Below are 20680 nucleotides of genomic sequence, written 5' to 3' on the forward strand. Positions count from 1 at the left end.
TACACCCAGAGCGGCGGCGTGGGTGTGGGTTACGACGGGTGTTCAGGCCTGTTGTTTGGGCAAGGACAACCATTCTTCAGCAGTAATGCGGCTGATGTGCTCAGTCCGGTAGTCCTGCAGGAACGGGTTGTACCTGTTTTCCTCGGTGTGATGATGGCGAAAGCCACACTTGCTTTGCGCGATCTGCGATTGGGCATTGTTGGCAAAGTAGCCGCACCAAAGTGCTTTCAGCTTCAGCGTTTCAAAAGCGTGTCGCATCACTTCGCGCATGGCCTCGGGGATCAAGCCCTGGCCCCAGTAGGGCACGCCAATCCAATAGGCAATTTCGCCTTCTTCTTCGCCGATCTCGAAGTTGCTGTTCTTGCCGATCAGGACGCCGATGCAACCGACAGCTCGGCCATTAACTTTGTGCTCGACGGCATACACTTCGGGCATATTGAAAACTGTGCGGATAATTTCGGCACTTTCCTCAACGCTGGTATGCACCGGCCAACCTGCAATCGGGCCAACTCGCTCGTCTTTGGCGTATTCGTACAAGTCCTTGGCATCGGTGTCCTGCCAGGGGCGTAAAATAAGTCTTTCTGTTTGAAGTGTCATGTTCTTTACTCACCATTCAGCAGAAAACAGAATAGAAGCTGGCTGGTTTGGCGAACAGAGCAGGACCTTGGTAGTTTCGGTACTTTTAGCAAGTCCTGTCGGTTGCCGGGCCATGAAGGGCAGAGGAACACCATGCATCAGATTCCACAACTATTCAGCGCCAAAGATAGCTGGCTGATAGGCCAGACCACGCTGGCCGAAGGCGTGGGAATGCCTTTGTCTTTCGGTCATGCCTATATGGCCTTGATGATCTGCCTGTCGGGTCGCGCTTTGGTCAGCTTGAATTTCAAGGATCAGGTCGTACGGGCCCATGATGTGCTGGTGCTGGCCGAAGATACGATTACCTTGCTGAGACGGCGCTCACGCGGTTTCAAGGTGTTTTTTCTGCTGATGCCCAAGAACCTGGCGTCAGAAGTGGCTTATCAGCTGCCTAATTCCTTATTCGTGTTCCTGCACGACAATCCGCTGTGTGTGCCTCCACAGAAAGATCGAGCTTTACTGGCGGCCTGGTTGCTGCAACTGCACGAGATTGTGCAGACCAGCACGCTGCATCAGTACATCATGCTGCGTAATCAGCTGCAGAATTTCTTTCTACATATTGCCGAGCAGATTCCGTCCGAGTATCAGGGCGGCCAGCCGTTCAGCCGCCAGGAAATGATCAGCTGGCGGTTTTGGGAACTGGTTGGCCAGCAATGCCGGCAGCACAGAGAGGTGAAGTTTTATGCCGATGCGCTCAACATCACCCCGTTTTATCTGTCCCAGCTGAGCAAACAGTTTTTTAACGACAGTCCCAAGGCCTTGATCGACAGGCAAGTGGTTCTGGAGATCAAGGCGCTGCTTTCCTACAGCCAGCTGGCGATCGGGCAGATTGCCGATCAGCTGAATTTTGAGGATCCCTCTTATTTGTGCCGGTACTTCAAGCGCCATACAGGCTTGTCGTTGACCCGCTATCGCCAGCATGAGCAGGCTCGTTCAGGTGTGGTCGGCAAGTGATCAGCTCAAGGGTTAGTCGTGCCAGGTCAATGCGACAAGAAAATGGCGATGGTGTATGACTCAGGAGGCCAGAAGCCTGTGCGCCTGATCGATGCGTTTGGGAGTCAAACTCTAGGCAGAGCAGATTTACGGCTCACATCTTGCCAGTGAATTTGTAGCGATCCCCTGGATGCCACAGTCTGGCGTGCGTTGTGAACTGCTCGCTGGAAAAAGTGCGGCGGTCCATCACCAGACAGGGTTGCTGCTCTTTCATGTGCAGGGCCTGCGCGATTCCGGCGGGCGGCACCAGCACTTCAATGCTGTAAAAGCCGGTTGGCAAGGGGGCAACGCGCACCAAGTACTCATTAGGCGTGATCTGGCTCCAGTCCTGCTCCATGTAATCCGGCGCCATTTGCGCGTCCACCAGACGATCTTCGTACTGGATAGGCAAGCCGTTTTCGGCATGAACAATAATGGAATGAAACAGCGCTGCGCCCGGTGCAATGCCATATAGCCGCGCTTGAGCCGGGCTGGCCTGCAGCCGCTCCATGCTCAGCACCTGACAGCTGTGTTGGTGGCCGCGCTCCCGTATGTCTTGCGCGATGCTGCGTATCTCGATCAGGGTGGACTGGAATTTGGGCTGCGCGACGTAGGTGCCCGAGCCTTTGATGCGGACCAGCAGCTCATCATTCGTCAACTCCCGCAGCGCGCGGTTGACCGTCATGCGCGACACGCCAAATTGTTCGCATAAAGCCAGTTCAGTGGGGATCAGATCACCTTCACGCCATTGGCCGGACTGGATTTTCTCCAGCACAAAATTCTTGATTTGCAGGTAGGCGGGCATGCTTGGTTCAGTTGACGAATGGCTCGTCTGGGGGACATCCATTTTTATGCTTTCCTGTAGGACGTGTTCACACTCAAAAGAGTCTCGCGCAGGCCAGATCTGAGGTCGTGCACCAGGCCGCGAGTGATGCCTTCCCATGTTCGCCTTCACGGGCTTATGCAAGGCTCTCTTTATATGTATAGACAACTTGGAAAAATGACTATACATTGGCATGAGCTTACAAGAAAACCGTTGTTTTGTCGGCGCCAGGACCTGCCCTTCGGGTGTGGAAACAGCCTGCCAGATAGAACCAGCGCGTATCCAGAGACACCTCAGATGGAGGACATCACCATGCCTGATCATCACACTTTGGCGGCCAGCCACGATCCCCGTTTCGATCCTGAGCGGCAGATTCATGCCCCTACGGGTACCCAGCTCAGTTGCAAGAACTGGGTGGCGGAAGCCGCGTACCGCATGATTCAGAACAATCTGGACCCGGCTGTGGCCGAGAACCCCCAGCATCTGGTGGTGTACGGCGGCATCGGGCGTGCAGCCCGGAACTGGGAGTGCTATGACCAGATTCTGGCCAGCTTGCGCCAGTTGGAGGATGACCAGACCTTGCTGATTCAGTCCGGCAAGCCGGTGGGTGTATTCCGTACTCATAGCGATGCGCCGCGTGTGCTGCTGGCCAACTCGAATCTGGTGCCCAAATGGGCTACCTGGGAGAAGTTTCACGAGCTGGATCAGGCCGGTTTGTTCATGTATGGGCAGATGACGGCGGGTAGCTGGATCTACATTGGTAGCCAGGGCATTGTGCAAGGCACGTACGAGACTTTTGCTGAAGCAGGTCGTCAGCATTTTGGTGGTTCGCTGGCCGGGCGCTGGATTCTGACTGCTGGTCTGGGCGGCATGGGCGGCGCACAGCCTTTGGCGGCGACCTTTGCCGGGGCTGTATCGCTGACGATTGAATGCAAGCAAAGCAGTATCGACTTCCGTTTGCAGACCCGTTATCTGGATAAACAGGCGCGGGATCTGGATCATGCGCTGGAGTTGATTGCCCAACACACGGTCGCCAAGGAAGCGGTGTCGATTGGCTTGCTGGGTAATGCTGCCGATGTACTGCCCGAACTGGTGCGACGTGCCCAAGCGGGTGGTTTGAAACCTGATCTGGTGACGGACCAGACCTCTGCCCACGATCTGCTCAATGGCTATTTGCCGTCAGGCTGGACGGTGGAACAGTGGCAGGCGGCGCAGAAAGATCCGGCCCAACACGTCCGCATTCAACAAGCGGCTGCCAAGTCTTGCACAGTTCATGTACAAGCCATGCTGGATTTCCAGAAAATGGGTATTCCGGTTGTGGACTACGGCAATAACATTCGCCAAGTTGCGTTTGATGAAGGCGTGGCCAATGCCTTCGATTTCCCTGGCTTTGTGCCTGCCTACATTCGCCCCTTGTTTTGCGAGGGCAAAGGCCCGTTCCGTTGGGTGGCCTTGTCAGGCGACCCGGAGGACATCTACAAAACCGATCAAAAAATCAAAGAGCTGTTCCCCGACAATCAGCACGTGCATCGCTGGCTGGATATGGCGCAGGAACGCATTGCTTTCCAGGGCTTGCCGGCACGCATTTGCTGGTTGGGTCTGGGCGAGCGTCACCGCGCTGGTCTGGCCTTTAACGAAATGGTGCGTAAGGGCGAGCTGAAAGCGCCCATTGTGATTGGCCGCGACCACTTGGATACAGGCTCGGTGGCCAGCCCCAACCGCGAAACTGAAAGCATGCGTGATGGCACGGATGCCGTGTCGGACTGGCCTTTGTTGAATGCCTTGTTGAATACCGCCGGCGGGGCCAGCTGGGTTTCGCTGCACCACGGGGGCGGGGTGGGCATGGGCTACAGCCAGCATGCTGGCATGGTGATTGTGGCCGACGGTAGCGAGCAGGCTGCGGCCCGTCTGGAGCGGGTCTTGATTAACGATTGCGCCAGTGGTGTGATGCGTCATGCGGATGCCGGCTACGAGCTGGCGATTCAAACGGCCAAGAATTTCGGGCTGAAATTGCCCATGATCAAGTAAGAAAAACAGGACAGATAAATGAGCAAGAGTATCGAGCTTTCTCCCGGCGCACTGACTTTGGCACAACTGCGCCAAATCTGGCAGGAACCGACTGTTCTGACTCTGCCACCAGAGGCGATCGGGGCTATGGATGCGTCCTCGGCCATTGTGGCCAAGATCATCCGGGAGGGTAATCCGGCTTATGGCATCAATACCGGCTTTGGCAAGCTGGCCCAGCAACGCATTCCCGACCATGATCTGGAGCAACTGCAAAAGAACCTGATTCTGTCGCACTCCGTGGGGGTGGGCGAGCCGGTGTCCGATGCAGTGGCCCGCTTGATCATGGCCATGAAAATTGCCAGCTTGGCGCGCGGCTTTTCGGGCATACGTTCGCATGTGGTTACGACCTTGCTGGATATTCTGAATGCGGGCGTGGTGCCTTTCATCCCGTCCAAGGGTTCGGTGGGGGCATCGGGTGATCTGGCGCCCTTGTCGCACATGACCTTGACGCTGATCGGGGAAGGGCAGGCCAAGTGGCAGGGCGAATGGATGCCAGCCCAGCAGGCTTTGGCCAAGGCGGGTATCACTCCCATTGTGCTGGCTGCCAAGGAAGGGCTGGCGCTGATCAATGGTACGCAAGTATCTACGGCCCTGGCCCTGAACGGCCTGTTCCGCACCCAGACCTTGTTCCGCAATGCGATTCTGGCCGGTGCCTTGAGCGTGGACGCCGCCAAAGGCAGTGATGCGCCTTTTGATGCGCGCATCCATGAGGTCCGTGGACAGCCGGGGCAAATTTATGCGGCTCGCCTGTACCGGGAGCTGCTGGCTGGCAGCCAGATTCGTCAGTCGCATCGCGACAATGACAACAAGGTGCAGGACCCCTACAGCTTGCGCTGTCAGCCCCAGGTCATGGGTGCGATTCAGGATCTGATCACACAGAACGAACGCAGCCTGTTGACGGAAGCCAATGCTGTCACGGATAACCCGCTGGTGTTTCCCGGCAAGAATGGCGAGCCGGATCAGGTGATTTCCGGAGGTAATTTCCACGCCGAGCCGGTGGCGTTTGCTGCCGATGGCTTGGCTCTGGCTATTGCTGAAATTGGTGCCTTGGCAGAGCGTCGAGTCGCTTTGTTGATTGATGCCAGCATCTCTGGTTTGCCACCGTTCCTGGTGCCTTCTGCGGGTTTGAATTCGGGCTTCATGATTGCCCATGTGACCGCAGCGGCCCTGGCTTCGGAAAACAAGTCGCTGGCACATCCTGCCAGTGTGGATAGTCTGCCTACTTCGGCTAATCAGGAAGACCACGTCAGCATGGCAACCTTTGCAGCGCGCCGTCTGGAAGACATGGCACAGAACACGGCCGCGATTGTGGCAATTGAATTGCTGTGCGCGGCACAAGGCATTGATTTTCATGCGCCTTTGCTGACTTCCGAGCGCTTGAAGAAGGTGCAGGATGCGATTCGTCAGGCCGTGCCTTTTTACGATCAGGACCGTTACTTGGCTCCCGATATCGAGGCCCTGAAAGCCTTGGTGCTGGATGAGAGCCTGGCGGCGACGGCGGCTGATCTTTTCTAGTTTTCATGAAGTACTGCTGATTGTTTTTGTCTCCACGAACTTGTCCCTGGCATGGGTCCCCACGCCAGGGATTTTTTTGCTTCACGGCGACCCAGCATTGCATTTCTCTGGACTACGCCCTGCTGACATAAGTCCACGGTGAACACGACGGCTGCTGCGTCCCCTACGTAGGCAGGCACGGTATCTGTTATCGAGCGACGGCCTGTATTGCCAACTGAGGCGTGCCAATCAAGATGGATATAAAGCTCACAAGTCACATGGCTGTGGCGATGTGCATGCGCTATGTTCACAAGGAGGATAAGCCCGCGTGGGATGGGCGAGCGGATGGCGAATTGGCTGCTCCACGACGAGAGATTGATAAGTGTGCCCGATACGGGTATAGTTTGGAGGTCGATATGACGCGCGTTCTCAAGCGCAAAGACTTTGCGCGATGGCAGGCGGCCGAGAAGCTGCCTGATATTGCCTTGTGCAAGGCAGTTCAGGAGATGGAAAGCGGTCTGATCGATGTGGACTTGGGTGGCGCCTTATACAAGAAGCGGGTAGCTCGCCCTGGTGGTGGCAAAAGCGGCGGCTATCGCAGCTTGCTTTCGGCCAGAATAGGTAGCCGTTATGTGTTCCTGCATGGGTTCTCCAAGAGCGACAAGGGGAACATCACGCCGGATGAGAAGAAAGCGCTGCAATTTGTAGGGAAGGTGTTCCTGGGCTTGTCGCCTGAAGCCTTGTTGAATGCATTGCAGGCTGACGTGTTATTGGAGGTGCATTGTGAGCAAGATCATCGAATCGCTACGCGGCGACCTGGAGGCGCTCCAGGAGGCAGGAGCGATCGGCAAGGTGACGATGCGCGAGTTTGACGCAATTTGTCCACCGCCAGTTCGGGAGTTCGATGCGGCCGACATCAAGCGGCTGCGAGAAGGCTTGAAGTTCAGCCAGCCGATATTTGCGCTTTATTTGCATACTACGGCGTCGACCATACGCAAGTGGGAGCAAGGTGAAACCCATCCCACTGGCCCGGCACTCAAGCTGCTGAATATCATTGCTGACAAGGGCTTACAGGCCATCATTTGATTTTTTTGTACCTAAGCCTTGTTCAGTAGACTGCTCAATGTTTTTTTATAAGCCGCAAATGCCGCCTCTTCCTGAGGATGATGGCCCTCTGTCACACAGGCCTTACCACTGACGAATACATCACGAATCGGGTTGGCGTGGGCGCGTTCGGAAAAGACCAGAGCCGACAGCCAATGCTGCTTATCCAGCCCCGCCAGACTGGGGTGCTCCAGGTCAATCACCATTAAATCTGCCTGATGACCGGGGCTTAATTGCCCGCTGGCTCGCCCGGACGCCTGTGCGCCACCACGTGCGCAGGTGCCAAACAAGTAGTCCGCGACGAAAGGTTGTTGGGACGAAGTCAGCACATTGCGTTGCTGGCTGATCAATCGTTGACCATATTCCAGCAAGCGCAGTTCGGCGCGCCAGTCTACGCAGATGTGGCTGTCTGAACCTATGCCCATTCGTCCTTGCTCCGCCAGAAAGGCGGCGGCAGGGAACAGGCCATCACCCAGATTCGCCTCGGTGCTTGGACACAAACCTGCTACGGCACCGCTGCGGGCAATTTGCTTGCGCTCCTGCTCGTCAATATGAGTGGCGTGGACCAGGCACCAGCGTTCGTCCACATTGAAGTTGTCATAGAGATAGGCCACCGGACTGCTGCCTTTGATGTCCCGGCAGGCCAGCACTTCGGCTGTCTGCTCGGCAATGTGAATGTGAATCGGGTGGCGTGAGGGCAGGCTGTGCAGGCCGTCGATTAAGGTACTGATAGAACCAACGTTGGCAGCGCGCAGGGAGTGGGGTGCAACTCCGTAACGCCGGTCAGCACTCAAGGGGTGGCTGTTGTGCAGAGACTCCAGCAGGTACAGCAACTGCGTAGGGCTATTCAAAAAGCGCTGTTGATCCTGACGCGGCGCCTTGCTGCCGAAATCGCTGTACTGGTACAGCACGGGCAGCATGGTAATGGCCAGACCGCTGGCGCTGGCCGCCTCCATGACGCCTTGGGCCAGCAGGCCTATGGGTGCGTAATTCTGGCCGTCGCGCTGGTGATGCAGGTAATGGAACTCGCACACGCTGGTGTAGCCCGCTTTCAGCATCTGAATATAGAGCCATTGGGCAATGGCCTGCATGTGCTCGGGCTCCAGACGGGCAGCGAAGCGGTACATCAGGTCGCGCCAGCTCCAGAAGCTGTCCTGGCCTTGCCCCCGGAATTCAGTCAGCCCGGCCATGGCACTTTGAAAAGCATGTGAATGCAGATTGGGCATGCCCGGCAGTACGGCACCTTGCGCTGTGTGGACGAAGCCCGCCGCGTCTATAGCCTGCTGACTGGCTTCGGGCAGAACGTCTGTCAGTGTGCCGTCCTGGTCCCAGCGCAGCAGTACATTCGCTTGCCACTGGCCGTCCAGATAGGCCCAAGGGGCCCAGAGCGCTTCATGTTTTCGGGGGATGCTCATGGCGATTCCTTACGCAGGTCACGGCTGATTGTGCCTTGGTATACGACCAGGGCGCAGCGTGGCAGGCCCAGCCAGTAGGCCAGTTCGGGCAGGGAGTCTATGTCCCAGGCGACAAAGTCGGCGCGGGATCCGATGCTGAGTTCACCACTGATGTCAGGGGCACCCAAGGCCTGAGCAGCATGGCGGGTGACTCCTGCCAGGGCTTCGGGGACAGTCAGCCTGAAAAGCGTGCTGCCCATGTTCAGCATCAGTAATAGGGATGCACAGGGGGACGTGCCGGGGTTGCTGTCAGTGGATAGGGCCATCGGCACGCCGTGTTTGCGCAGCAGTTCAATCGGGGGTAACTGGGTTTCGCGCAGAAAGTAGTAGGCTCCGGGCAGCAGCACGGCCACGGTTCCTGCTTTTTTCATGGCGATGACGCCTGCTTCATCCAGGTATTCCAGATGGTCGGTGGACAGGGCCTGGTAGCGGGTCGCCATTTCCGTGCCGCCCAGATTGGAGAGCTGCTCGGCGTGCATCTTGACGGGCAGGCCCAGTGCTTGGGCCGCTTTCAAAACACGTTCGGACTGCTTCAGGTCGAAGGCAATACGCTCGCAAAAGACGTCAACCGCGTCGATCAGTCCTTCTTGTGCCAGAGTGGGCAGCATTTGATCGCAGACCAAATCCAGATAGGCATCGGTTTGCCCGGCAAATTCAGGGGGCAGGGCATGGGCACCTAAAAAGGTGGTGCGCACCGTGACCGGGCGCAGCTCGCCCAGACGGCGGGCGATACGCAGCATTTTGCGCTCGCTCTCCAGATTCAGACCGTAGCCGGATTTGATTTCAATCGCGGTGACGCCTTCGTCCAGCAAGGCATCCAGTCGGCGCAGGGCTTGGGCCAGCAGTTGGTCCTCGCTCAGGGAGCGCGTCGCTTTGACGGAGGACACAATGCCGCCACCCTGACGGGCGATTTCTTCATAGGAGGCCCCTGCCAGCCGCAAGGCAAATTCCTGGGCGCGGTTGTCGCCGTAGACCAGATGGGTGTGGCAGTCGATCAGCCCGGGGGTGACCCAGCGGTTTCCCAGCTTGTGTTCTTGAGTGGCGTCTTGCCACTGCGCAGGCAGGTCATGACGTGGGCCCATCCAGGCGATACGGTCCGCCTGTACAACCAGGCAGGCATCTTCGATGACGTACTCGGGGTCGGCGGTGGGGGCCAGGCGTAAATCGGTCCAAAGTGTGTAGCTCATCATTTCATTCCGTGGGAGCTATATAGGCGTAGACCAGCGGGGCATCAGCAGGGTCGGCCTGCAGTTGCAGGGACAAGGGGGCGGGTGTGCTGCCTGTCAGGGCTTGCCCGGCGCCCAGGGTCCAGCTGTGTGTGTCGGCCTGGAGTTGATAGCCGCCTTGCGGTGCGTATAGAAAATGCGTACCAGCGGCCAATTTCATGGAGTCGTTTCGTCCTTGCCATGCGTGCAAGCTGCCTTGGGCTCGGCCCCGGCGCAGCATCAGGTTCAAGTCCTGTGTCGGACCGAGTGGTAACAAACAGGCCATCTTGTCCTCGCCAGCGAAGGCGTAGGGCTGGAATGGATGCAGCACATGGATATCTTGCTCGTGAATCAACTGCATGTTGTCGCCCTCGATCAACATGATGTGTCGGTCTATGCCGGGGAAGCGGGAAAAATCGCCGGAGGTCTGGACCTGGGCCAGGCTGATGCGCCAGTCAAAGTGCTCATAGCCGGCATGTTCGGGATGGCACAGCACCTCGCGCGTGGTGCCGCCACCGTTTTTCCAGGGCTGCGCGGGCAGGCTGCTGATGTTTAGCAGGCGAAGCAAAGTGGCAGGGTGGGGCTGGCTCATGGTGGCATGGCTCCGGGCGGTTTTTTAATTGTATATACAATAGCTGAGTATAGACAAAGCGCGACGATCGTCTTGAAGGGCAGGCTGTTTTTTCAGGGTAAATCCCGAGCACAAACCCTTGAGCTACTTGCGCTGCAAGCCGCTTGGTGGCAAGGTATACGCTAATAAACCCGAGTCATAATTCATTCAAAGGTGCAGGATGCCTGGTTTTTTCGGCATCCTGCGTTATTTATTGCAAGCTGGAAAGTTTGCATATGAAGTATTTAATCGTTCTTCTTCAGGACTTCCCCGAATCATGGATACCCTCTCGCAGTCTTTTACCTTTTCCCAACGTGCCCAGAAACTGAGTGGCTCCGCAATTCGTGAAATTCTCAAGGTCACTGCGCGTCCCGAGATTATTTCCTTTGCGGGCGGTCTGCCCACTCCAGTCGGCTTTCCTGTCGAGGAAATGCAAAGCGCGTTCAACAAGGTACTGAGCGAGCAGGGCCGTGTGGCACTGCAATACACCACGACGGAAGGCTATCTGCCCCTGCGCAAATGGCTGGCAGAGCAAATGAGCGCTGAAGGCGCTCCTGTGGACGCCGACGAAATCCTGCTGGTGAACGGTTCGCAGCAAGCCCTGGACATGCTGGGCAAGCTGTTCATTGATGAAGGCAGCAAGGTATTGGTGGAGTCGCCTACTTATCTGGGCGCTTTGCAGGCTCTGTCTGTGTACAACCCTTCTTTTGTGGCTATTCCTACCGATGGCCAGGGCATGATCCCCGAGTACGTGTCGGCTCCTGAAGCCATGGGTGCCCGTCTGCTGTACGCATTGCCCAACTTCCAGAACCCCACCGGCCTGCGCCTGCCTCTGGAGCGTCGTCAGGACCTGGTGGAGCGATGTGCGGCTGCGCATATCCCGATCGTCGAGGACGATCCCTACGGTGAACTGCGTTACGCCGGCGAGCGTCTGCCCAGCCTGCTGTCCTTGGGCCGCAAAGCCGGTGCTACCGTGATACGCCTGGGTACCTTCTCCAAAGTGCTGGCTCCTGGTTTGCGTCTGGGCTACATCGTGGCTCCCGCCAAGATCATCGACAAACTGGTGCAGATCAAGCAGGCCACGGACTTGCACACCTCCACACTGACGCAAATGGCTGTTTACGAAGCCGTACATAACGGTTTCCTGGAAAAGCACCTGCCCAAAGTGCGCGATATTTACCAGAAGCAGTGTGCCATCATGCTGGACGCCATGGACAAGAACTTCCCGACGACGGCCCAATGGACCCGTCCCGAAGGCGGCATGTTCATTTGGGTGACCTTGCCCGAGCACGTGGATGCGACGGCCCTGCTGCAAAAGGCCATTGAGAACCTGGTGGCCTTTGTTCCGGGCGAACCTTTCTACGCCGGCAAGGACGTCAAACGCAACACCCTGCGCCTGAGCTTTGCCACCGTGCCCGAGGAAAAAATTCGCGAAGGCATCGCCATCTTGGGTAAACTCATCAAGGAAGCCTGATCGCCGTTTGGCAGGCAAGGGACGCAGACTGATGGGTCTGCGTCTTTTCATGCGCTGGCCCGGCCAGCGCTGTGGTTTTCAGCGCCGGCCATTGCGTTTTGCTTGCTCCCAGAGCATGAACAGATTCCTGGAATCCACCGCATACCCTCTGCCAGAGGGTATGCCTGTTTTCAGTCTATGGCTTGAGGCCTGGATTTAGGTTTTACCTCTATGACATCTCCATCCGCTTCGGAATCTTCCCCGCGTCCTGATCTGTCCGATATGCGCCCCAACAATGACTGGGTGGCTCGCTATTTGCCAGCATCCTGGGGGCCGTATGCCCGTTTGTGTAGGCTGGATCGGCCTGTGGGCACCTGGCTGACCCTCTTGCCCGCTCTGGCCGCTCTGGTGCAGGCAGCGGACGGTATTCCTACCCTGTGGCGTTTGGTGATCTTTTCTCTGGGCGCCTTGTTGATGCGCGGTATTGGCTGTTGCTTTAACGATATGGCGGACCGTAACTTCGACCATCAGGTTGAACGTACCCGTTTCCGGCCCTTGACCAGCGGCCAGATCACCATGCGTCAGGCGGTGATCTTCGTGCTGGCGCAGATGGCCGTGTGTGCCTTGCTGCTGCTGGCTATCAATGAGTACAGCCGTTGGCTGGCACTGGCCCTGTTCCCGATCGTGATGATTTACCCCCTGTGCAAGCGCTTTACCTACTGGCCGCAAGTGGTTCTGGGTATCTGCTTTAACTGGGGCATGTTGATGGCCTGGTCCGATACGCAGAACATGGTGCCTTTTGGCGCCATCCTGATGTGGGTGGGCGCGATTTTGTGGCAGGTGGGCTACGACTCCATCTATGCCTATATCGACATGGCTGACGATACCAAGCTGGGCCTGCACTCCACGGCTCTGCGTTTCCGCGAGGCAGGCAAAACCTGGATCAGCGGTTTTTACATCGCCGCCATGGCCTGCTGGCTGGTGGGCGGTTTTCTGCTGAACGAGCGGATTTTGTATTACATGGTGATGGCCGTCATCGGCATTCATCTGCTGTGGCAGATGCGGCAGTTTGACGTGCGCTATCCCGAACGAGGCCTGCGCCTTTTCCGTGCCAACATCTGGGTTGGTGTGTTGCTGGTGGTGGCCGCTTTGGCTGGCACGATCAGCCTGGCTTGATCCGTGTTCAAGCAATTTACGTAAAGCTTTAAAGGTTTGAAGAATGGCCTCTCCTCTTGAGTATGTCGCAACGGCGCTATTTGCCATTGCCATCGTCCACACCTTCTCGGTTCCGGTATTTGCCCGCCTGGCCAATAAAGGCGGCAGCCACTCAGGGCTGTGGCACATGTTGTCCGAGGTCGAGGCCGTGTTTGGCGTCTGGGCCTGTGTGCTGGTGGCCTATATGGCCGTTTTTGTGGATTTGCAGTCCGCTATCGAGTATCTGGAAACCCGCAACTTCACCGAACCCATGTTCGTGTTCGCGATCATGGTGGTTGCCGCCAGCCGCCCGATTCTGGAACTGGTGAACAAGACGGTGGCGGTGCTGGCGCGTGCTGTGCCCGTGTCTGACAAGATCTCCACCTACTTCATCACTATGTCGGTAGTGCCTCTGGCCGGTTCCCTGATTACCGAGCCCGCTGCCATGACGTTGGCGGCGCTGCTGTTGCACAAAGCCTATTTCCGTCATCAAGGCCATGCCGGTTTCAAGTATTTGACCGTGGGCGTGCTGTTTGTGAACGTCTCTATTGGTGGCGTGCTGACTGCCTATGCAGCCCCTCCGGTCTTGATGGTGGCCAGTACCTTTGGCTGGGACACCGCCTTTATGGCGACGCATTTTGGTTGGCGTGCTGTGATGGCCGTCCTGATCAATGCCACCCTGGTCACCCTGGTTTGCCGTAAAGCCTTGATGGAAATGGGGCAGGGTATGCCTGAAACAAAACAAGCGCAGCGCCCGGTGCCCATTACCGTCATGGCCATTCACGTGGCTTTCCTGGTGGCGATTGTGCTGGGCGCGCATCACCCCATTGTGTTCATGGCTCTGCTGATGCTGTTTATTGGCTATGCCCACTCCTACAAGCATTACCAGAACCCCTTGCTGGTGCGTGAAGGCCTGATGGTCGGTTTCTTCCTGGCCGGTCTGGTGGTCCTGGGCGGTCTGCAGAAGTGGTGGCTGCAGGATCTGCTGGGCGGCTTGTCGCCCACCGTGCTGTTCTGGGGGGCGACGGCCTTGACGGCAGTAACGGATAACGCGGCACTGACCTATCTGGGCTCTCTGGTGGAAGGCACCTCGGATATCTGGCGCTATATGCTGGTGGCCGGTGCGGTTACGGGCGGTGGTCTGACCGTGATTGCCAACGCGCCCAACCCCGCCGGTTTCTCCATTCTGAAAGGCAGCTTCCCGGATGGTGCGATCTCGCCTCTGCGTTTGCTGCTCAGTGCCATGGTGCCAACCCTGGTCGCAGCCTGCCTGTTTTTGATCTGAACCGGATGGCCGCCAGGGGCGGCCTGTCTGGCCGGGGCGAAGTTCAGTGCGATTGAACGCCAAAAGGGCTAAAATCACGGCAGAAGCGCCCCTGGGAACCCTTTGCGGTTGCTGATTGAGCGGGTCTCCGGCTTGAATTTGCTGGTTTCGACCCTACTTATTTGTATCTCGAAGTTTGTTTCGGCTTTTTGTTAGGGTGAGTCGTGCCTATCTATGCGTATAAATGCAGCTCGTGCCAATACGAAAAAGATGTGCTGCAAAAAATGTCGGACCCCGTTTTGGAGGTTTGTCCAGAATGTAACCAGCCTACCTTTACCAAACAGGTAACGGCGGCCGGATTCCAGCTCAAGGGTACGGGCTGGTATGTAACGGATTTTCGTAACCAGGGTGGCAGCAAGCCCGCGGACAGTGGCGCTACGTCCACACCCGCGCCTGCGACGACACCTTCTTCCTCATCGTCCAGCTAACACCATTTCTTATGCGCCCCTTCAAGCGTTATTTCGTCACTGGCCTGCTCATCTGGGTGCCCTTGGTCATCACCGTCTGGGTGCTGACCTTGCTGATCGAAACGCTGGAGAGCGTAGTGCCGGAGTTTCTGTCTTCGCAGGCCCTGTTCGGCCTGCGGATTCCCGGCTTTAGAATTGTGCTGGTGCTGGCTGTCTTGTTTGGTACGGGTTTGCTGGCGGCCAATTACCTGGGCCGTGCCGTTGTGGATCGTTGGGAATTGCTACTTGGGCGTATTCCTTTGGTGCGTTCCATTTATAATTCCGTCAAACAAGTCAGTGATACGGTGTTGGCACCCGATGGTCAGGCGTTTCGCGAGGCCGTTCTGGTGCAGTATCCCAGGGCCGGTTCCTGGACCATTGCCTTTTTGACCGGCACGCCGGGCGGACAAGTGGCGCAGATTCTGGGAGAGGACTTTGTCAGCGTCTACGTGCCCACCACGCCCAACCCGACTTCCGGTTTTTTCCTGATGATGCCTCGGGCGGATGTACACAAGCTCGACATGACAGTGGATGCGGCGCTTAAATACATCGTATCCATGGGAGTGGTCAGCCCTACCGAGCCGATCGCTTTGCCCCCTGTTTCTGACCAGCCGGAGGGTCCCAAAGGGACACCCCCCTTGGCTGGAACCTGAATTTTCCAATTTGCAGTTTTTACTATTTCGGAGTCATCCTAGATGCGTACGTGTTATACCGGCGAGGTTTCCAAAGAATACCTGGGCCAGACGGTCAATTTGTTTGGCTGGGTACATCGTCGCCGCGACCACGGGGGTGTGATTTTCATTGATCTGCGCGACCGTGAGGGTCTGGCGCAGGTTGTCGTCAACCCTGACAACGTTCAGGCCTTTGAAGTGGCCGAACGTATCCGTAATGAGTACTGCCTGCGCATTACCGGCCGCGTTCAGGCTCGTCCTGAAGGCACGGTCAATCCTGATCTGCGTTCGGGCGAGATTGAAATCGTTTGCGACGAAATCGAAATCCTGAACGCTTCGGTCACGCCTGCTTTCCAGCTGGATGATGACAATCTGTCCGAAACCACGCGTCTGACGCACCGTGTGCTGGATTTGCGCCGTCCGCAGATGCAGAACAACCTGATGCTGCGCTACAAAGTGGCCATGCAATCCCGTCGCTACCTGGACGACCTGGGTTTCATTGATATTGAAACCCCCATGTTGACCAAGAGCACCCCTGAAGGCGCTCGCGACTACCTGGTTCCCTCGCGTGTGAACGCAGGCGAATTCTTTGCATTGCCCCAGTCGCCCCAGCTGTTCAAGCAGATGCTGATGGTGTCGGGCTTTGACCGTTACTACCAGATCACCAAGTGCTTCCGCGACGAAGACTTGCGTGCTGACCGCCAGCCTGAATTTACCCAGATCGACTGCGAAACCTCTTTCCTGAACGAAGAGCAGATTCGCGATATTTTTGAAGGCATGGTCACGCACATTTTCCGCACTGTGCAAAACGTGGAACTGCCCAAGTTCCCCACCATGAGCTGGACTGAGGCCATGCAGCGCTACGGTTCGGACAAGCCTGACCTGCGCGTCAAGCTGGAGTTCGTGGACGTGGCTGACCTGATGCGTGAAGTGGACTTCAAGGTCTTCTCCGCACCGGCCAACGACCCCTCCTGCCGCGTGGTTGCCCTGCGCATTCCTGGCGGTGGCGCCATGCCACGTAGCGAAATCGACGCATACACCAAGTTCGTCGGTATCTACGGTGCCAAGGGTCTGGCTTACATCAAGGTCAACGATGTGACCTCGATCCCTGAAGGTCTGCAGTCGCCTATCGTCAAGAACATTAATGTTGAGGTTCTGAAACAGGTGATGGAGCGCACAGGCGCCCAGAACGGCGACCTGATCTTCTTTGGCGCTGACAAGGCCAAGATCGTGAACGATGCGATTGGTGCCCTGCGTATCAAGATCGGTCACAGCGAATTCGGTAAGGCGAACGGTCTGGTTGAAGAAGGTTGGAAACCCCTGTGGGTGGTGGACTTCCCCATGTTCGAATACGACGAGGGCGAAAACCGCTACTTTGCAGCTCACCACCCCTTCACCAGCCCCAAAGACGGCCACGAAGACCTGCTGGAAACAGATCCCGGCAAGGCCTTTGCCAAGGCTTACGACATGGTGCTGAACGGTTGGGAAGTGGGTGGCGGCTCGGTCCGTATCCACCGTGCTGACGTTCAAAGCAAAGTGTTCAATGCCTTGAAGATCGGCCCTGAAGAAGCACAACTGAAGTTCGGCTTCCTGCTGGATGCGCTGCAATACGGCGCACCTCCACACGGTGGTCTGGCTATGGGTCTGGATCGTCTGGTCACCCTGATGGCCGGTGCCGATTCGATCCGTGACGTGATTGCTTTCCCCAAGACACAGCGTGCTCAGTGTCTGCTCACCCAGGCCCCATCGGCTGTGGACGAGCAGCAGCTGCGCGAGTTGCATATTCGTCTGCGGGCTGTTGAAAACAAGTAAGTCAGAACGGGGGACGGCGTGTCAGTGATTCGGGTAGTTAGCTACAACATTCACAAAGGCCGCTCGGCTTCGGGCAAACGGGAGTCTTTGGCGGATCTGCGCCTGGGACTTTACGGCCTGTCTCCCGACTTGTTGTTCTTGCAGGAAGTGCAGGGGCGTAACCAGCTGCAAGGCAGTCTGGACGCCCAGCACGAATCCCTGGCCGCTGCCTTGCGCATGAATACGGCTTACGGCTGCAACGTGGTTCGCCCTCATACGGACCACGGCAACGCCTTGCTGTCGCGCTTTCCCATTCTGCAGTACGAAAACCAGGACATTTCCGACCATCGTATGGAGCAGCGCGGTTTGCTTCATGCCGTCATTGATGTCGATGGCCGTCCGGTGCATTGCATTGTGGTGCACCTGGGATTGTTCAACAGCGGCCGAGTTCGTCAGGTTCAGGCCTTGCTCGATCGCATCAAGCGCATTGTCCCTGCGGACGAGCCCTTGCTGATTGCAGGCGACTTCAACGACTGGAATAACCGCCTGGCACCCATCTTTGTGCAGCAGCTGAATCTGTACGAGGTATTTTCGTTCTCGCCTCGTGGTCAGGCCGATAACCGTTTCCGACTGCGTCAGCCCATCAAATGGCTGCGTACCATGCGCAAAAGCGGGCTGGTCGTGCCGGATCAAGGCATTCAGCTGGGCGTGAACGGTGCCGCACGCATGACGCCACCGCCTCGTACCTTCCCCGCGGCATTTCCCTGGCTACGTCTGGATCGCGTCTACCAGCGTGGTTTTGCAGTGCGTAATGCCCGTGTACTGGTGGGAGACCCCTGGAAACAGTTGTCCGACCATGCCCCCATCCTGACCGAGCTGGAGCTGCCGTAAAGGGGCGTTCAGTGGTTTCTTAACGCATAGGCCTAGCAAGCATGCCGAGTCTGAAGCGCGATCCACTATGGCACGAAGGTAATCAAATCACCTTGCTGCAAAACGGCCAGGAGTTCTTTCCGGCCATTTGCGAAGCTATCGATCAGGCGAAAAAGCGTCTGCATCTGGAAACCTATATCTTCAACCTGGATGACAGCGGTCACAGCGTTCTGGACGCCTTGCGACGAGCCTGTGAGCGGGGTGTACGCGTACGTGTGGTGATTGATGGCTTTGGCAGTGATGTGCATGCCTTGCAGATTGCCGAACAGTTGAAGGCCATGCGTGCCCGCTACCGGATTTATCGCCCCAAACCCCAAGGGTGGCGCGAACCGCGCTTGTCCTTGCGACGTTTGCGCAGACTGCACCGGAAAATGCTGGTGGTCGATGAGCGCATTGGATTTGTGGGGGGCATCAATATTCTGGACGACTTTGATGAGGTGCCCCTGATCAATGGACAGGGCAGGCCGCGCTTTGATTTTGCTGTACGCTGCGAAGGGCCCATTGTCGACGATATGGTGCGTGCTCAGCAGGCTTTATGGCTGCGCATGGCCTGGCGCAGACGCAAGGATTGGGACAGCTTCACCCAGCGCTTTACCCTGTGGCGTGAATGGCGCAAGCGGCGTCAGGCGCGCAAGAAGGCGGAGCAGGCCGGGCAGGTTTTTGAAGGAGTACGGGCCTGCTTGCTGCTGCGGGACAATGTGCGCCATCGGCAGCAGATTGAGCAGGCGTATCTGCACTTGCTCGGCAAAGCGCAGGAGCAGGTGGTGCTGGCCAATGCCTATTTCTTTCCGGGCCGTACCTTGCGTCGCCGTATCGAACAGACGGCGGAACGAGGCGTGCGGGTGCGTTTGTTGCTGCAAGGCCATGCCGAATACTTCCTGCAATATCGGGCCTGTAGATTCATGTACGGGAAGTTGCTGGATCATGGCATCGAACTGTACGAGTACAAGGCCAGCTATTTACACGCTAAAGTCGCCGTTATCGACGATTACTCCATGGTGGGCTCGTCCAATCTGGACCCGTTCAGTCTGCTGTTGGCGCGCGAGGCTAATGTGCTGATTCAGGATGTGCCTTTCACCCAGGACCTGCAGGCCAAGCTGGAGTACGAGATCGAGCATAATGCAGCGCGCGTCTACCCGGAGCAGTATCAGCGGCTGGGTTTGTTCAGTCGACTGGGCGATTATCTGGCTTATGGCATGTTGCGCCTGGGCGTGCTGCTGACGGGTAAATCGTCCTTGTATTGATGCCTGCCAGGTGATTTGTACGGGTCTTTACCCATACAAGGTGCCGCCAGCCGGGCAGCGCCTTATAAAATACTCTCTATACTTTAAGAGTTTGGTCCCGAAGGACCGAGTTTGCCGTAACCATAATTACTTTTACCCGGAGGGTGGACCACATGAAAACACGTGCAGCTGTTGCCTGGAAAGCGGGCGCTCCGCTAACGATTGAAGAGGTCGATCTGGCAGGTCCCAAAGCGGGCGAAGTGCTGGTCGAAATCAAGGCGACGGGCATTTGCCATACCGATTACTACACCTTGTCGGGTGCTGATCCAGAAGGTTTGTTCCCAGCGATTCTGGGCCATGAAGGTGCAGGCGTGGTGCTGGATGTAGGTGCTGGCGTGACTAGCCTGCGTCCCGGCGATCACGTGATCCCTCTGTACACGCCCGAGTGCCGCCAGTGCAAATCCTGCCTGTCGCGCAAGACCAACCTGTGTACCGCGATCCGTTCGACTCAGGGCAAGGGCCTGATGCCCGATGGCACCTCGCGTTTCTCCATTGGCGGCAAGCCAGTGCACCACTACATGGGCACATCGACTTTCGCTAACCACATCGTGGTGCCGGAAATTGCCTTGGCCAAGATTCGTAACGACGCACCTTTCGACAAGGTGTGCTACATCGGCTGTGGCGTGACTACCGGTTTGGGCGCTGTGCTGTTCACCGCCAAGGTGGAAGCGGGCGCTAACGTGGTGGTGTTCGGTTTGGGCGGTATTGGCCTGAACGTGATCCAGGGCGCCAAGATGGTCGGCGCTGGCAAGATCATCGGAGTGGACATCAACCCCGAGCGCGAAGCCATGGCTCGCCAGTTTGGCATGACCGATTTCGTGAACCCCAATGAGGTTGAAAACGTGGTCGACCACATTATTCAACTGACTGACGGCGGCGCGGATTACTCCTTCGAATGTATCGGCAACACCAAGGTGATGCGTCAGGCACTGGAGTGCTGCCACCGCGGCTGGGGCCAGTCCATCATTATTGGTGTGGCCGAAGCCGGTGCCGAAATCTCCACCCGACCGTTCCAGCTGGTCACAGGTCGCGAATGGAAGGGCTCTGCCTTTGGTGGCGCTCGTGGCCGTACCGACGTCCCGACCATTGTGGACTGGTACATGGATGGCAAGATCAATATCGACGATCTGATCACCCACACCTTGCCGCTGGAGCGCATCAACGAAGGCTTTGACCTGATGAATGCCGGTAAATCCATCCGTTCGGTGGTGATGTACTGATAG

At 57.2% G+C, this 20680-nt stretch carries 18 protein-coding genes and 1 pseudogene; 14 read left to right on the top strand and 5 right to left on the bottom strand.

The window, feature by feature from the left end; genetic code table 11:
• Positions 1-42: 42 nt before the first annotated feature.
• Positions 43-597, bottom strand: coding sequence for a GNAT family N-acetyltransferase (locus tag MID00_RS08825; RefSeq protein ID WP_009457416.1), 555 nt, complete (start codon positions 595-597; stop codon positions 43-45).
• A gap of 132 nt (positions 598-729) precedes the next feature.
• Here MID00_RS08825 and MID00_RS08830 point away from each other — a divergent pair, with 132 nt between their 5' ends.
• Entirely contained in the window at positions 730-1590 is an 861-nt protein-coding gene (locus MID00_RS08830) for a helix-turn-helix domain-containing protein (protein WP_254500187.1), read from the top strand.
• Positions 1591-1723: 133 nt separating this feature from the next.
• Here the strand turns inward: MID00_RS08830 and hutC are convergent, their stop codons facing one another.
• A complete protein-coding gene (gene hutC, locus MID00_RS08835; protein ID WP_230940569.1) occupies positions 1724-2413 on the bottom strand; it encodes a histidine utilization repressor in 690 nt (229 codons plus the stop codon).
• A gap of 315 nt (positions 2414-2728) precedes the next feature.
• On the opposite strand from hutC, the gene hutU reads away from it, so the two are divergent.
• The 4 genes and pseudogenes from hutU to MID00_RS08855 all read left to right on the top strand — a co-directional run bounded on the left by hutU (position 2729) and on the right by MID00_RS08855 (position 7078).
• Positions 2729-4459: a urocanate hydratase gene (gene hutU / locus MID00_RS08840; protein WP_254500188.1), complete on the top strand. Its 1731-nt coding sequence runs from the start codon at positions 2729-2731 to the stop codon at positions 4457-4459.
• An 18-nt stretch (positions 4460-4477) separates the two neighbouring features.
• Positions 4478-6013, top strand: a complete 1536-nt coding sequence (gene hutH, locus MID00_RS08845; protein WP_060185493.1) for a histidine ammonia-lyase — start codon at positions 4478-4480, stop codon at positions 6011-6013.
• 395 nt (positions 6014-6408) lie between these two features.
• Positions 6409-6789 (top strand): annotated as a pseudogene (locus MID00_RS08850) (type II toxin-antitoxin system RelE/ParE family toxin); the annotation flags it as partial.
• A complete protein-coding gene (locus MID00_RS08855) occupies positions 6776-7078 on the top strand; it encodes a DNA-binding transcriptional regulator (protein WP_031233072.1) in 303 nt (100 codons plus the stop codon). The pseudogene MID00_RS08850 and the gene MID00_RS08855, both read left to right, overlap by 14 nt.
• 11 nt (positions 7079-7089) lie before the next feature.
• On the opposite strand, the gene MID00_RS08860 is transcribed toward MID00_RS08855, so the two are convergent.
• The 3 genes from MID00_RS08860 to MID00_RS08870 are packed head-to-tail and all read right to left on the bottom strand — an operon-like array spanning position 7090 to position 10347.
• Positions 7090-8511 carry a formimidoylglutamate deiminase gene (locus MID00_RS08860; protein ID WP_254500189.1) on the bottom strand — a complete coding sequence of 474 codons (1422 nt, stop codon included), beginning with the start codon at positions 8509-8511 and terminating at the stop codon, positions 7090-7092.
• Positions 8508-9737 carry an imidazolonepropionase gene (hutI, locus tag MID00_RS08865; RefSeq protein ID WP_009457440.1) on the bottom strand — a complete coding sequence of 410 codons (1230 nt, stop codon included), beginning with the start codon at positions 9735-9737 and terminating at the stop codon, positions 8508-8510. Before hutI ends, MID00_RS08860 begins: the two co-directional genes overlap by 4 nt.
• A gap of 4 nt (positions 9738-9741) precedes the next feature.
• A complete protein-coding gene (locus tag MID00_RS08870) occupies positions 9742-10347 on the bottom strand; it encodes a HutD family protein (RefSeq protein ID WP_254500190.1) in 606 nt (201 codons plus the stop codon).
• Between the two features lie 295 nt (positions 10348-10642).
• Between MID00_RS08870 and MID00_RS08875 the strand changes: the two genes are divergently transcribed.
• From MID00_RS08875 to MID00_RS08915, 9 genes are all read left to right on the top strand, one after another.
• Positions 10643-11839: a PLP-dependent aminotransferase family protein gene (locus MID00_RS08875; RefSeq protein WP_254500191.1), complete on the top strand. Its 1197-nt coding sequence runs from the start codon at positions 10643-10645 to the stop codon at positions 11837-11839.
• 210 nt (positions 11840-12049) lie between these two features.
• The gene (ubiA, locus tag MID00_RS08880; RefSeq protein ID WP_009457445.1) at positions 12050-12994 is read left to right on the top strand and encodes a 4-hydroxybenzoate octaprenyltransferase; all 945 of its coding nucleotides are present in this window, start codon (positions 12050-12052) and stop codon (positions 12992-12994) included.
• Positions 12995-13037: 43 nt separating this feature from the next.
• The gene (locus MID00_RS08885) at positions 13038-14297 is read left to right on the top strand and encodes a putative Na+/H+ antiporter (protein WP_009457459.1); all 1260 of its coding nucleotides are present in this window, start codon (positions 13038-13040) and stop codon (positions 14295-14297) included.
• A gap of 203 nt (positions 14298-14500) precedes the next feature.
• On the top strand, positions 14501-14764 hold the full coding sequence (locus tag MID00_RS08890) for an FmdB family zinc ribbon protein (protein WP_009457460.1): 264 nt from the start codon (positions 14501-14503) through the stop codon (positions 14762-14764).
• 11 nt (positions 14765-14775) lie between these two features.
• Positions 14776-15435: a DUF502 domain-containing protein gene (locus MID00_RS08895; protein WP_009457462.1), complete on the top strand. Its 660-nt coding sequence runs from the start codon at positions 14776-14778 to the stop codon at positions 15433-15435.
• Positions 15436-15477: 42 nt separating this feature from the next.
• Positions 15478-17265 (top strand): aspartate--tRNA ligase, encoded by a 1788-nt coding sequence (gene aspS / locus MID00_RS08900; RefSeq protein WP_009457464.1) that lies wholly within the window; start codon positions 15478-15480, stop codon positions 17263-17265.
• 18 nt (positions 17266-17283) lie between these two features.
• The gene (locus MID00_RS08905; RefSeq protein WP_009457467.1) at positions 17284-18135 is read left to right on the top strand and encodes an endonuclease/exonuclease/phosphatase family protein; all 852 of its coding nucleotides are present in this window, start codon (positions 17284-17286) and stop codon (positions 18133-18135) included.
• Between the two features lie 41 nt (positions 18136-18176).
• The gene (gene clsB, locus MID00_RS08910; RefSeq protein ID WP_035269720.1) at positions 18177-19418 is read left to right on the top strand and encodes a cardiolipin synthase ClsB; all 1242 of its coding nucleotides are present in this window, start codon (positions 18177-18179) and stop codon (positions 19416-19418) included.
• A 152-nt stretch (positions 19419-19570) separates the two neighbouring features.
• The gene (locus tag MID00_RS08915) at positions 19571-20677 is read left to right on the top strand and encodes an S-(hydroxymethyl)glutathione dehydrogenase/class III alcohol dehydrogenase (protein ID WP_022983664.1); all 1107 of its coding nucleotides are present in this window, start codon (positions 19571-19573) and stop codon (positions 20675-20677) included.
• Positions 20678-20680: the final 3 nt, after the last annotated feature.

The sequence above is a fragment of the Alcaligenes sp. NLF5-7 genome, assembly GCF_024266725.1.
In the GTDB taxonomy this organism is placed as follows: Bacteria; Pseudomonadota; Gammaproteobacteria; order Burkholderiales; family Burkholderiaceae_B; genus Alcaligenes; species Alcaligenes phenolicus.

Coding starts and splice junctions, on each gene's coding strand:
- MID00_RS08825 (WP_009457416.1), bottom strand. CDS start 597: ATGACACTTCAAACAGAAAGACTTATTTTACGCCCCTGGCAGGACACC.
- MID00_RS08830 (WP_254500187.1), top strand. CDS start 730: ATGCATCAGATTCCACAACTATTCAGCGCCAAAGATAGCTGGCTGATA.
- hutC (WP_230940569.1), bottom strand. CDS start 2,413: ATGCCCGCCTACCTGCAAATCAAGAATTTTGTGCTGGAGAAAATCCAG.
- hutU (WP_254500188.1), top strand. CDS start 2,729: ATGGAGGACATCACCATGCCTGATCATCACACTTTGGCGGCCAGCCAC.
- hutH (WP_060185493.1), top strand. CDS start 4,478: ATGAGCAAGAGTATCGAGCTTTCTCCCGGCGCACTGACTTTGGCACAA.
- MID00_RS08860 (WP_254500189.1), bottom strand. CDS start 8,511: ATGAGCATCCCCCGAAAACATGAAGCGCTCTGGGCCCCTTGGGCCTAT.
- hutI (WP_009457440.1), bottom strand. CDS start 9,737: ATGAGCTACACACTTTGGACCGATTTACGCCTGGCCCCCACCGCCGAC.
- MID00_RS08870 (WP_254500190.1), bottom strand. CDS start 10,347: ATGAGCCAGCCCCACCCTGCCACTTTGCTTCGCCTGCTAAACATCAGC.
- MID00_RS08875 (WP_254500191.1), top strand. CDS start 10,643: ATGGATACCCTCTCGCAGTCTTTTACCTTTTCCCAACGTGCCCAGAAA.
- ubiA (WP_009457445.1), top strand. CDS start 12,050: ATGACATCTCCATCCGCTTCGGAATCTTCCCCGCGTCCTGATCTGTCC.
- MID00_RS08885 (WP_009457459.1), top strand. CDS start 13,038: ATGGCCTCTCCTCTTGAGTATGTCGCAACGGCGCTATTTGCCATTGCC.
- MID00_RS08895 (WP_009457462.1), top strand. CDS start 14,776: ATGCGCCCCTTCAAGCGTTATTTCGTCACTGGCCTGCTCATCTGGGTG.
- aspS (WP_009457464.1), top strand. CDS start 15,478: ATGCGTACGTGTTATACCGGCGAGGTTTCCAAAGAATACCTGGGCCAG.
- clsB (WP_035269720.1), top strand. CDS start 18,177: ATGCCGAGTCTGAAGCGCGATCCACTATGGCACGAAGGTAATCAAATC.
- MID00_RS08915 (WP_022983664.1), top strand. CDS start 19,571: ATGAAAACACGTGCAGCTGTTGCCTGGAAAGCGGGCGCTCCGCTAACG.